This window comes from Hydrogenophaga sp. NH-16 (genome assembly GCF_004006415.1).
In the GTDB taxonomy this organism is placed as follows: Bacteria; Pseudomonadota; Gammaproteobacteria; order Burkholderiales; family Burkholderiaceae_C; genus Hydrogenophaga; species Hydrogenophaga pseudoflava.
In genome coordinates this window covers 2,712,538-2,724,677 of the sequence record NZ_CP029344.1, presented here as the reverse complement: position 1 = coordinate 2,724,677, position 12,140 = coordinate 2,712,538, and the positions used below count along the sequence as shown (strand labels likewise).

Here is a 12,140-nt window from a genome sequence, read left to right as displayed (position 1 = left end):
ACCATGACATTGCAGGAACTGCTGGACCGGTCCCAGGACCGGCTGGAGGCCGCCGGCCTCGTCTACGGCCATGGCACCACCAACGCGCGCGACGAAGCGGCCTGGCTGGTGCTCTGGTCGCTGGGCATGCCGCTGGACAGCGATCTGGACGCCATCGGGTGCCAGGAGCTGCAGGCCGCCCAGGTCGGCGAGGCCGAGGCCCTGATCGGGCGTCGGATCGAAACCCGCCAGCCCGCCGCCTACCTCACGCGCGAAGCCTGGCTGCAAGGCGTGCCTTTCTACGTCGACGAACGCGCCATCGTGCCGCGCAGCTTCATTGCCGAGCTGATCGCCGACGGCGGCTTCGACGCCTGGCTCGGTGAGGACACCCGGCAGGTGCTCGACCTGTGCACCGGCAATGGCAGCCTGGCCGTGCTCGCGGCCATGGCCTGGCCCGAGGTGCAGGTAACCGGCGCCGACCTCTCCCCCGAAGCCCTGGCGGTGGCGCGCATCAACGTCGACCGCCACGGGCTGCAGGATCGAGTTCACCTGATCGAGTCCGACGGACTTGCCGCCTGCCCGGGTCCCTGGGACCTGGTGCTGTGCAACCCGCCCTACGTCAACGCCGACAGCATGTCCGCCTTGCCGCCGGAGTTCCGCGCCGAGCCCGAGCTGGCGCTGGCCGGTGGCGCCGACGGCATGGACTTCGTGCGCGCACTGCTGCGCGACCTGCCCCCGCGCCTGTCCCCGCACGGCGTGCTGGTGCTCGAAATCGGCCACGAGCGCCCCTTCTTTGAAGCCGCCTTCCCGCAGCTGGAGGTGGTCTGGCTCTCGACCAGCGCCGGTGACGACCAGGTGCTGCTGCTGACCGCCGACGCCCTGCGCGCCGGCACTTCTCCCGCTTCCGTTTCCCCATGATCACCCTGAAAAACCTGGTCCTTCGTCGCGGCACGAAGGTCCTGCTCGATGGCGCCTCCTGCACCATCAACCCCGGCGAGAAAGTCGGCCTCGTGGGCCGCAACGGCGCCGGCAAATCCAGCCTGTTCCGCCTGCTCGACGGCACGCTGCACGAAGACAAGGGCGACTTCAGCGTGCCCACCCACTGGCGCATGGCCCAGGTGGCGCAGGACATGCCCGAGACCGACATGCCCGCGACACAGTTCGTCATCGAAGGCGACGTGACCCTGCTGGCCGCCCAGCAGGAAGTGACCGCGGCCGAGGCCAGCGACGACGGCGAGCGCATGGCCCACGCCTACATGGCGCTGCACGACGCGGGCGCGCACGATGCGCCGGCGCGGGCGCAGGCCCTGATCCTGGGCCTGGGCTTTCGCAGCGACGAACTGGAGCGCCCGGTCAACAGCTTCTCTGGTGGCTGGCGCATGCGCCTGCAGCTGGCGCGCGCGCTGATGTGCCCGAGCGAGCTGCTGCTGCTCGACGAACCCACCAACCACCTGGACCTGGACGCCTTGGTCTGGCTGGAAGACTGGCTCAAGCGTTACCAGGGCACGCTGCTGGTGATCTCCCACGACCGCGAATTCCTCGACGCGGTCACCGATGTCACCGTGCACATCGAACGCGCCCTGCTGACCCGCTACGGCGGCAACTACAGCCGCTTCGAGGACATGCGCGCCGAGCAGATGGCGCTGCAGGCCACGGCCTACGCCCGCCAGCAGGAGAAGATGGCACACCTGCAGAAGTTCATCGACCGCTTCAAGGCCAAAGCCAGCAAGGCCAAGCAGGCGCAGAGCCGGGTCAAGGCGCTGGAGCGCATGGAGAAGATCGGCCCGGTGCTGGCCGAGGCGGAGTTCAACTTCGAGTTCGCCGAACCGCAGAACCTGCCCAACCCCATGCTGGCCATGCACGACGTGAGCTTCGGCTACCCGCCGGCGGTGGACGGCGGCGACCCGATCACCATCGTGCGCGGCGTCAGCAAGTCGGTGCTGGCCGGCCAGCGCATCGGCATCCTGGGCGCCAACGGCCAGGGCAAGTCCACCGTGGTCAAGACCATCGCGCGCGACCTGGCCGCGATCAGCGGCGAGATCATCGAGGGCAAGGGCCTGAACATCGGCTACTTCGCGCAGCAGGAACTGGACGTGCTGCGCCCGGCCGACACGCCGCTGGAGCACATGATCCGACTGGTCAAGGACTGCACGGCACAAGGCCGCCTGAGTGGCCAGGCCACGCGCGAGCAGGACCTGCGCAGCTTCCTGGGCGGGTTCAATTTCAGCGGCGACATGGTCAAGCAGGCCGTGGGCAGCATGAGCGGCGGCGAGAAGGCGCGCCTGGTGCTGTGCATGATCGTCTGGCAGCGCCCAAACCTGCTGCTGCTGGACGAACCGACCAACCACCTGGACTTGGCCACGCGCGAGGCGCTGTCGGTCGCGCTCAACGAGTTCGAAGGCACGGTGATGCTGGTCAGCCACGACCGGGCCCTGCTGCGCGCGGTGTGCGACGAGTTCTGGCTGGTCTCGCGGGGCGGCATCGCCCCGTTCGACGGCGACCTCGACGACTACCAGCGCTACCTGCTGGACGTGGCCAAGCAGGCCCGCGAGGCGCGCCGGCAGGAGGCGCGGGCAGAGACTGCACCGGCCCCGGCACCGGTGGTGGCGTCAGCCCCCGCCCCGGCCGTGGCCGCCGCACCGGCGCCCAGCAGCGCCGAACAGCGCAAGCTCGATGCACAGAAGCGCCAGCAACTGGCCGAGCGCCTGCGACCGCTGAAGAAATCGCTGGAACAGGCGGAGAAACGTCTCGCCGCGCTGACCCAGGACAAGCAGCGGCTGGAAGACACCCTGAGCCAGCCGGCCACGCCCGCAGCCCTGGCCGACGCCGGTCGGCAGCTCAAGGCGGTGAACGACGAGATCGAGACGGTCGAGGCGCGGTGGCTTGAACTGACCGAAGCGATTGAAGCGGCGAACTCTGTCGCCTGAAGGCTGCTGCGGGATGACGTCCTGCACACACCGGGCGACGGCGCCAGGTACAGGCTGCGCCATCGAAAGAATGGCGCTACAGTGACCGACACTCAGAGGCCTGTCTCTGCGTTCTGAAAGGAGCCTTTCGCATGATGTCCATTCTCGGCACCCTGTTCATCGGCCTGATCGCAGGCCTCGTCGCACGCATGCTCAAGCCCGGCGATGACAGCATGGGCTGGATCATGACGGCCCTGCTCGGCGTCGCCGGCTCGTTTCTGGCCAGCTACGCAGGCGCCGCCCTGGGGCTCTATGCGCCGGGTCAACCGGCGGGATTCGTCGCTTCCGTCGTCGGCGCCATCGTGCTGCTGGCGCTCTACGGCCTGCTCAAGAAGAAGGCCTGAGCGCAGGCGCCCGGTCGAGAGCGAAGGCCGCGACCGCAAAGACTCCGCTCCTGCGGCGGATCGTGGTCATTGCACCCGGAACACCTGCACCGTGCGGGTCAGCACAGTGGCTTGGTCTTTGAGGCTCTGAGCCGCTGCTGCACTTTCCTCGACCAGCGCGGCGTTCTGCTGCGTCATCTGATCCAGCTGCGCCACCGCCACGTTCACCTGGCCGATGCCGTCGCTCTGTTCGCCCGCGGCCGCACTGATCTCACCGATGATGTCGGTCACCCGCTGCACGCTGGCCACCACCTCGCCCATGGTCTGGCCCGCGTCGCCCACCAGACGGCTGCCGGTCTCGACCCTGTCCACGCTGGCGCTGATCAGCCCCTTGATTTCCTTGGCCGCCTCGGCGCTGCGTTGCGCCAGGCTGCGCACCTCGGCCGCCACCACCGCAAAGCCGCGGCCCTGCTCGCCGGCCCGAGCCGCTTCCACCGCCGCATTGAGTGCCAGGATGTTGGTCTGGAAGGCGATGCCATCGATCACGCCGATGATGTCGTTGATCTTCTGGCTGCTGCGGTGAATCTCCTGCATGGTGTGCACCACCTGGTCGACCACCTGACCACCACGCACCGCGATCTCCGAGGCGCTGGCGGCCAGCTGGTTGGCCTGGCGGGCCGCATCGGCGCTGTTCTTGACCGTGCTGGTCAGCTGCTCCATGGAGGCCGCGGTCTGCTGCAGGTTGCTGGCCGCCTGCTCGGTGCGCCTGGAGAGGTCCTGGTTGCCCGATGCAATCTCCGCGCTCGCCGTGCCGATGCTGTCGCTGGCCTGGCGCACCTGCGTCACAGCCGCCTGAAGCGACACCTGCATGGACTGCAACGAGGTCAACATGGCGGCGGTTTCGTCGCGCCCATCAGTGTCCACATGGCGGGTCAGATCACCTTGGGCAATGGCGCTGGCCAGTTCGCGCGCCTGGTCCAGTGGGACACAAATGCTGCGCATGTTGAGCCAGACGAATGGCACCAGCAGTGCCGCCACGGCCACCAGCACGCCCAGGCTGATCATGGTGGCCTGCTGGACGCCCTGCTCTCGCGCGGCGCGCGCTTCGGCGGCATCGGTATCCAGCACCTGCGCCAGCGCCTGCAACGCCGCCTCGATCAGGCGCATCTGTTCCTTGGCCTGTCCCAGCATCTTGTCGGCCGTGTGGCTGTTGTCGTAGGCACCGTCCTCCACCTGCAACACGATCTGTTTGGTGGCGGCTTCATACGCCTCCAGCCTGGTGAGCGCCTCTTTGAGCGGTGGGGCCGCCTTCTCGCCGGCGCCGTCCAGCAGAACGCCCAGTTGCTTCTGCACCGCAGCCACCGCGGCTGTCCACCGATCCCGGTGCTGGTTGAGCGTGATGCGGTCGTCGTAGTAGATGACCATGTCCTTTTCCGCCCGATTGATGTCCCCGACCTTTCGGTTGATCTCACTGAGCTGGTGAGACAAATGCAGCGAGCGGTTGATGAACTCGTCGGTGCGCTGGCTTTGCAGTTGCAGGGACAGGACCCCGGCCGCGGCCACAAAGCACACCAGAGTCAGTGCGATCACAAGCAGGGCAACCATGCGTGTGCGGATTCGCCATTGGCGCAGGGCCTTGATGATCAGTCCCATGTGGTGTCCCCGTTTGATTCACTGCCCGTCCGAACAGAGCTGTATGCGTCGCAAGGAGCAGCTCCACCTTCCCCACTCCGACAATGCCTCTGTGTGGTGGAAGCACGCCAAGATGGCAATGGGTTTCTGGAATATCGGACACCCTGGCACGGACTGAAGGCCGAATGACCACAGCCAAACCCGGCCATTCCTGCGCAGGCAGCGGGAACGCCAACAAAAAAAGCCTGCTACAGGAAAAGTAGCAGGCTTTCTATGTCCTCAGAGAGAGGATTTTGGTAGGACGTGGCAGGCTCGAACTGCCGACCAACGGATTAAAAGTCCGCTGCTCTACCAACTGAGCTAACGTCCCATCAAATCGAACGGTGACCCTGACTTCAGCCAGGAACTTCACATACCAAATAACTGGTGGGGCGTGAGTGACTCGAACACTCGACCTACGGATTAAGAGTCCGCTGCTCTACCAACTGAGCTAACGCCCCGCACACATTCCGTTGTCTTACGAATCGGATAGCGCGAAGCCTCAAATTATAGCGTCATTTCAGGCCGTTTCGAAAGCATGCCCAGTTTGTTTGATGCGCAATCTGCGAGAGCGTTGAGCACGCTCCCCGCCGAACACAGCCCGAAGCTTGCCGTCACGCTGACCACCGACCCGTAACCATGGCAGTTGAGCGATCCATCGGATGACGAAAGATTGCACGACGCATCGGGCGGCGCCACGGCCTCGCGGCTGAACACACAGCTCACACCCATGCGACGGGTGCGTGGCGCGCCGTGTGCCCTGCGCAGCCTGTACCGCAACTGGGCCAGCAGCGGGTCGTGGGTGACCTCGGCCAAGTCTCCAACCTCGATGGCCTGCGGCTTGCGTTTGCCCCCCGCTGCGCCCACGGACACAAAGTTGGCCCCGCACGCCATGGCCCACGCCGCCATGGCCGTTTTGGCACGCACCTGATCACAGGCATCGATGACTGCGACCGGTCCTGCATGCTCCAGCAGCCTGGCGCCGAGCACAGGCCAGTTTTCCTCCGTCACGAAGTCGTCGACTGTCTCGACCACGCATGCAGGGTTGATCTGCGCAATCCGCTCGCGCATGGCCGCGACCTTGGCCATGCCCAAGGTGTCGGTCAGCGCATGGATCTGTCTATTGATATTGGACTCGGCCACATGGTCCATGTCGACCAGCGTCAGGCGCCCCACGCCGCTGCGAGCGAGGCCTTCCACGGCCCAGGACCCCACCCCTCCAATGCCCACCACCATCACATGCGCGTCAAACACCGCTTGTGCGCCCTGAACGCCGTAGAGGCGGCGCATGCCGCCGAAGCGCCGGTCGAAATCTGCGTTCATTCGCGTTCAAGCAGCCAGATCTGGAAACGGAAGCCCAGCACAGCCCCGATCATGATGCCGGTCACTGCAATGGCACTGGTCAGGCTCAGCGTGGACAGGCCCGACAGTCCCTGGCCGACCGTGCAACCCATGGCGGTCACGCCGCCCACACCCATGCAGGCGGCTCCAGCAAGGTGCAAGGCGGTGTCCTGGGTGTCGCGAAATCCCTCCCAGCGAAAGCTGCGAGACAGCAGCGACTGAACGAACGAGCCAACGACCACGCCGACCACCGTCACCACGCCCAGTGTCAGCGCCTTGGAGGTGTCACTGTAGAAAATGAGCCAATCCAGCAGGTAGGCCATCGGCGCCGTGAAGGTCAGCGATTCCATGCGCCCGCTGTTGGTCGCGAGATACACCGATTCCAGCGTCTCGGGATGCTCTGGCACAAAGCCAAGGTGGCCACTGATCCACCACATCCATGCGATCACCGCGCCCAGCCCGACACCGGCCAGCAATCCGTCCGGCGTGCGGAAGTCCCTCCCTAGCAGCGCCCAGAACATCAGCGCGCCCCCCACCAGCAGCGCGGCAACCAGACCGGACACGTCGGGAGCAAAACCGAAAAACTGCGTCAACCACATGGGCACACTCCCGCCAGCAGCGATGTCCACGGCGACCTTGTCAACCGTATTCACGCGCAGCACGGCAAAAACTCCGCGCAGGGTGGCAAACGCAAAAAAGCCCATGACGAAGAACACCACCAGCGACTTCAGGCTGCCCGCTCCGATGCGCACCAGCGTCTTGCTGCCGCAGCCGGAGGCCAGCACCATGCCGAAGCCGAACAGCAGGCCGCCCACGAGCGCGGACAGCCAGATGATGCGCCCGGAGCTGTAGATGGTCTTGCCGGTGTCGATCCAGCCCAGCCAGCCCATGCCGTAGAAGCCGATCATGGCCACACCCACCGCCATGCCCCACATCCGCATGCGGGTCCAGGACCCCATGTTGACGATGTCGCTCACCGCCCCCATGGTGCAGAACTGCGTCCGCTGGGCGATGAAGCCGAAAAGACAAGAGGCCGCGAATGCGGCCCAGAGAACAGTGGTTTGAAGAGTTTGAATGCCGGCGAGGTCCATCCGGCGATTGTAGAAGCGGCCCTCCACCTCAGGCGGGGTGGAGGCTTCTGGCAGGATCAGCGCAGACGCGACAGACGCTCGCGGCCCGCTGCAGCTGCTTCGGACTGGGGATAGGTCCGGACCAGGGTCTCCAGCGTGCGCTTGGCCGACTTGCTGTCCTTGAGTTCAACCTGGCTGTTGGCCATCGCGAGCATGGCTTCAGGGGTGCGCATGTGGGTCGGGTACTGACTCACCAGACGCCGGTGGCTGTCAATCGACTCCTTGTAGGCACGGGTGGCGTACAAGGCATTGCCCTGCCAGTACAGGGCAGAAGGGATGTAACCACTGCCGGGGAAACGCCGCAGGAAGGCCGAGTAGGCGGAGGCGGCTCCGGCGAAGTCCGACTTGCGCAGCAGTTCCATGGCTGCGTCGTATTCGCGCTGCTCCTCTGGTGACGCAGAGAACTCCGCGCCGTCGACCGACACCTTGCTGGGCTCAACCTGTTTCAGACGCGCATCAACACCCGCCTGGACATCCTTCTGCAAGCGCTGCAGCTCGGACACCTCGCGAGCCAGTTGCTCGTTCTGGCCACGCAGACGGGCAATCTCAGACCTGAGCTGTTCGTTCTGGTTGGAGAGCTCCAGCAGGCTCCGCTGGCCGGCCGAGCCCGCATCGCGCGACTCTGCTGCCATGCGATTGAGCTTTGCATCGATTTCCAGCTTGTAAGCGTCAAATTTCTGCCGAAGGTCCAGGATCGCCTTGCGCGCCTCATCGTCGTCGAACAAGGCATGGGCCTGCAGCGGCCACAGGCAAGCGCCAACCAGCGCCATGGCAGCTGCGACTCGAACAGACAGGACAGCAGATGTGCGCACGGTCATGTCAGCGGTAGGTCATTTCCACGCGGCGATTCTTGGCATAGGACGTCTCGTCCATGCCCATCGCGGCGGGCTTCTCTTCCCCGAAGCTCACCGGCTCCATCTGGGACTCGCTCACACCCAGCAGCGCCAGCGAACGGCGAACGGCCTCTGCGCGCTTCTGGCCCAGCGCCAGGTTGTACTCACGGCCACCGCGCTCGTCGGTATGACCTTCTAGCGCCACCTTGCGGTTCGGGTTGGCCTTGAGATAGCGGGCGTTGGCTTCCAGAGCCGCGGTGTATTCGGCACGAATCTCGAAGCTGTCGTAGTCGAAATAGACGATGCGGGAGAGCGCAGCAGGCTGCTCAGAGTCCATGCCAGGAACCTGCACCCCGGTGACGCCACGCGGATCGACGCCGGAACCGGTGCCATCCTGACCGGCCTGGCCAGTGGTGGTGTTGCGGTCTTCGACCGGCGCTTCATCCAGCTTCACGCTGGAGCCGCAGGCCGCGAGCGATGCCACCAGGATCAAGGCGCCGAGCCGGGAGGCCCATTGGGAAGTTTTGCGTTGCGCAGCCGGGGTCGAGGTGTTGTTCATTGACAGGTCCCTTTCTGAATCGGGTTGGTTGGTTTTGAAAAGAGGCAAGGCACCAAAGCGGCAGGGGTCAGCGGACGAACGGACCCCACTCGGGCTCTCGGATGTCGCCCTGGGCACCGGTCAGCCGCGTCTTGACACGACCGTCGACGGTCGACGTCATCAGAGCCTCTTGGCCTCGATCACGGGTGGCGTACACGATGAGTCGGCTGTTGGGTGCAAAACTGGGGCTTTCGTCTGCGCTCGCATCGCTCAGCGCAGTGACATTGCCACTGGACAGCTCCATGACGTGCAGGCGGAATGCCCCGCCCACGCGGGAGATGAAGGCCAGCCAGCGCCCGTCGGGGCTGGGTGCCGGAGAAATGTTGTAGTTGCCGGTGAAGGTCAGGCGCTGAGGGTTTTCGCCGCCGGCACCCATGCGGTAGATCTGGGGCGAGCCACCACGGTCGCTCACGAAGAAGATCGAGCGACCATCGGCACTGAACACTGGCTCGGTGTCGATGCTGCCCGACTGGGTCAGCCGGCGCGGCTGGCCGCCATTGGCGTCCATGGCATACACCTGCGCATTGCCCGAGAGAGACAGTGTGGCCACGACCTGGCGACCATCCGGCGACCAGGAGGGCGCACTGTTGGAGCCGCGGAAGTTGGCCAGCAGGCGCCTTTTTCCGGTGGCTACATCGTGCGAGTAGATGACGGGTTTGCGCGATTCGAACGACACATAGGCCAGTTGCCCACCACCGGGCGCCCAGCTCGGGGAAATGATCGGTTCAGGACTGCTCAGTGTGGCCTTCGCGTTTTCACCATCGGAGTCGGCCACCAGCAGGGTGTAGCGCGGACCGTTCTTGGTCACGTACGCGATGCGGGTGGCGAACACCCCTTTTTCACCCGTGAGCTTCTCGTACACGTAGTCGGCGATACGGTGCGCCGCGTAACGCAGATCGCTGGCGTTGACCGGGTAGCTGAGCCCTCCAAGGTCCTGTCCGCGAACCGAATCCCAGAGCCGGAAGCGGATGTCGAAGCGTCCATCGGCAAGCTTGGACACGCTGCCGGTCAGCAGAGCGTCCGTGCCTTTCTCACGCCAGGCAGCCAGATCGGGTCTCGAGGTCTCGTCCAGACGGACCGGCAGCGGCTCGATGAACTTGAACTGCCCACTGCGCTCAAGGTCGGCCCGGACAATCGCGATCATGTCCTGATTGGCCAGACCGTTGTCGCGGAAAACCACGCCAGAAATCGGAATCTGGGTCACACCAGCGCCGGAGACTTCGACGCGAAATTGCGCCAGAGCGTTTTGGAGGGGAAGAGCCGCCAGCGGGAGGGCAGCGGCTTGGGACAACAGATGCCGCCGCGTGGGCAGCCATTCGGGTCGATTCAAATCCAGCATGCGTCGGGTGTTGGTGTCAGCGACAGAAAGCGCTGCCGTCGGATAATACCGGAAGCGCATTCCCCGACCGTGACAAGATGTGCCATATCCTTGCCGCACGCGGGCCCGGAGCCCTCTCGCCGAGCCTCACGAACCACCGACCGCCGCCTTGACCTCGCCTTCCACCCCTGCTGCACCACCCTCCGCCACCATCCGCGAGCGCCTGGTGAGGTTCTGGCCTTACTTCCGCTCGGCGTCGGCGGGCATCGTGCTCGCGGTGATCTGCACCATCATCGGAGCACTCACCGAGCCGATGATTCCCGCGCTACTCAAGACGCTGCTGGACAGTGGCTTCTCTGAAGGAAACATCGACCTCTGGATGGTCCCTGTGGCTCTGGTGGGACTGTTCGGTATCCGCGGGCTGGCCGGCTTCCTCGCGCAGTACGCACTGTCCTACACCGCCAGCCTGGGCCTGCTCAATCTTCGACGCGCCATGTTTGCCAAGCTCAACGACGCGCAGCTGACGCTGTTCGCCCGCCAGAGCGCCAGCAAGCTCTCCAACACGCTGGTCTACGAAGTGCAGACAGGCTCAACCCTGCTGGTCAACGCACTGCTGACCCTGGCCAAGGACAGCCTCACACTGCTGGCGTTGTTGGGCTATCTCATGTATCTGAACTGGAAGCTCACCCTCATCGTGCTCTTCCTGTTCCCGGCGCTGGTGGTGGTGATGCGGGTGCTCTCGCGCCGCCTCTACAGCCTCACCAAATCCAGCCAACAAGCCACCGACGAGCTGGCCTATGTGGTCGAGGAGAATGCCCTCGCCCACCGCATGGTCCGTCTGCACGGCGCGCAGGAGCGTCAGTCCGAGCGCTTCGAGTCGCTGAGCGTGCGCCTGCGGCGGCTGGCACTGAAGTCGACCATCGCGCAGGCCGCGATGACACCCTTGACGCAGATGCTGGCGGCGGTGGCGCTGTCTGCGGTGATCGCGGTGGCCTTGTGGCAGAGCAGCCGCAGCGGCGTCACTGTCGGCAATTTTGTGGCCTTCGTCACGGCCATGCTGATGCTGGTGGCGCCTATCCGGCACCTGGCCGAGATCGCCGGCCCCATCACCAGGGGCCTGGCGGCCCTGGAGCGCGGACTGGAGCTGATCGAGGACACACCCGAACAGTCCAGCGGCACCCACCAGGCCGAGCGCGTCCAGGGCGCCATCGAGCTGAAGGACGTCTGGGTGCGCTACCCGTCGCGGGACGACGAAAACACCAGCGACGACGAGGTCAACCGCACGGCGCTGTGCGGCGTGTCGCTGCAGGTGCAGCCGGGTGAGGTGCTGGCGCTGGTGGGCCCTTCCGGTTCTGGCAAGACCACGCTCGCCAACCTGCTGCCCCGTTTTGTCGAGGTGCTGCATGGCGACGTGCTGCTCGACGGCGTCGCCCTGCCGGACTGGGACCTGCACTGCCTGCGCCGGCAGTTTGCGATGGTCAGCCAGGACGTGATCATGCTCAACGACACCCTCGCCGCAAACGTGGCGCTGGGCGCCGCGGAAGGGGCCATCGACGAGGAGAAGGTGCTCGCGGCCCTCCACTCGGCCAACCTGGGCGAGCTGGTTTCGCGGCTGCCACGCGGCATCCACAGCAACGTCGGACACAACGCAGCCGAGCTGTCGGGCGGACAGCGCCAGCGGCTGGCGATTGCCCGGGCGATCTACAAGGATGCGCCGGTCCTGATCCTCGACGAGGCCACCTCGGCGCTGGACAACGAGTCCGAGCGGCTGGTGCAGGAAGCGCTGGCCCGCCTCATGAAAGGCCGCACGACGCTGGTGATCGCCCACCGACTCTCGACCATCGAACACGCCGACCGTGTGGTCGTGCTGGCCAACGGCCGCATCGCGGAGCAAGGCACCCACCAGGAGCTGCTGCGCGCGGGTGGCCTGTACGCACGGCTGCACGCCCAGGGCTTCTCACCGGAGCCCGAGGCGGTGTGA

The 12,140-nt window shown here is 65.6% G+C and carries 10 protein-coding genes and 2 tRNA genes; 4 read left to right on the top strand and 8 right to left on the bottom strand.

Annotated elements, in window-relative coordinates; translation table 11 throughout:
• The first annotated feature begins 3 nt into the window (after positions 1-3).
• From prmB to DD542_RS13170, 3 genes are all read left to right on the top strand, one after another.
• Positions 4-897 (top strand): 50S ribosomal protein L3 N(5)-glutamine methyltransferase, encoded by an 894-nt coding sequence (prmB, locus tag DD542_RS13180; RefSeq protein WP_127805970.1) that lies wholly within the window; start codon positions 4-6, stop codon positions 895-897.
• Positions 894-2,906 carry an ATP-binding cassette domain-containing protein gene (locus DD542_RS13175; RefSeq protein ID WP_066160377.1) on the top strand — a complete coding sequence of 671 codons (2,013 nt, stop codon included), beginning with the start codon at positions 894-896 and terminating at the stop codon, positions 2,904-2,906. Before prmB ends, DD542_RS13175 begins: the two co-directional genes overlap by 4 nt.
• Before the next feature lie 131 nt (positions 2,907-3,037).
• Entirely contained in the window at positions 3,038-3,289 is a 252-nt protein-coding gene (locus tag DD542_RS13170) for a GlsB/YeaQ/YmgE family stress response membrane protein (protein WP_206610671.1), read from the top strand.
• A 66-nt stretch (positions 3,290-3,355) separates the two neighbouring features.
• Here DD542_RS13170 and DD542_RS13165 read toward each other — a convergent pair whose 3' ends face one another.
• The 8 genes from DD542_RS13165 to tolB form a co-directional block, all read right to left on the bottom strand.
• Complete coding sequence (locus DD542_RS13165) at positions 3,356-4,921, bottom strand: methyl-accepting chemotaxis protein (RefSeq protein WP_127805969.1); 1,566 nt, start codon at positions 4,919-4,921, stop codon at positions 3,356-3,358.
• 273 nt (positions 4,922-5,194) lie between these two features.
• A tRNA-Lys gene (locus tag DD542_RS13160) sits at positions 5,195-5,270 on the bottom strand.
• 54 nt (positions 5,271-5,324) lie between these two features.
• Positions 5,325-5,400: transfer RNA gene (locus DD542_RS13155), tRNA-Lys, on the bottom strand.
• Positions 5,401-5,446: 46 nt separating this feature from the next.
• The gene (locus DD542_RS13150; protein ID WP_127805968.1) at positions 5,447-6,262 is read right to left on the bottom strand and encodes a tRNA threonylcarbamoyladenosine dehydratase; all 816 of its coding nucleotides are present in this window, start codon (positions 6,260-6,262) and stop codon (positions 5,447-5,449) included.
• On the bottom strand, positions 6,259-7,371 hold the full coding sequence (locus DD542_RS13145; RefSeq protein WP_127805967.1) for a YeeE/YedE family protein: 1,113 nt from the start codon (positions 7,369-7,371) through the stop codon (positions 6,259-6,261). The genes DD542_RS13150 and DD542_RS13145 overlap by 4 nt, the downstream gene beginning before the upstream one ends.
• 56 nt (positions 7,372-7,427) lie before the next feature.
• Positions 7,428-8,180, bottom strand: coding sequence for a tol-pal system protein YbgF (gene ybgF, locus DD542_RS13140; protein ID WP_241559549.1), 753 nt, complete (start codon positions 8,178-8,180; stop codon positions 7,428-7,430).
• A 49-nt stretch (positions 8,181-8,229) separates the two neighbouring features.
• Complete coding sequence (pal, locus tag DD542_RS13135; RefSeq protein WP_079365802.1) at positions 8,230-8,802, bottom strand: peptidoglycan-associated lipoprotein Pal; 573 nt, start codon at positions 8,800-8,802, stop codon at positions 8,230-8,232.
• Positions 8,803-8,869: 67 nt separating this feature from the next.
• Positions 8,870-10,180: a Tol-Pal system beta propeller repeat protein TolB gene (gene tolB, locus DD542_RS13130; RefSeq protein WP_127807391.1), complete on the bottom strand. Its 1,311-nt coding sequence runs from the start codon at positions 10,178-10,180 to the stop codon at positions 8,870-8,872.
• Positions 10,181-10,385: 205 nt separating this feature from the next.
• Between tolB and msbA the strand changes: the two genes are divergently transcribed.
• Positions 10,386-12,140, top strand: a complete 1,755-nt coding sequence (gene msbA / locus DD542_RS13125; RefSeq protein ID WP_241559798.1) for a lipid A export permease/ATP-binding protein MsbA — start codon at positions 10,386-10,388, stop codon at positions 12,138-12,140.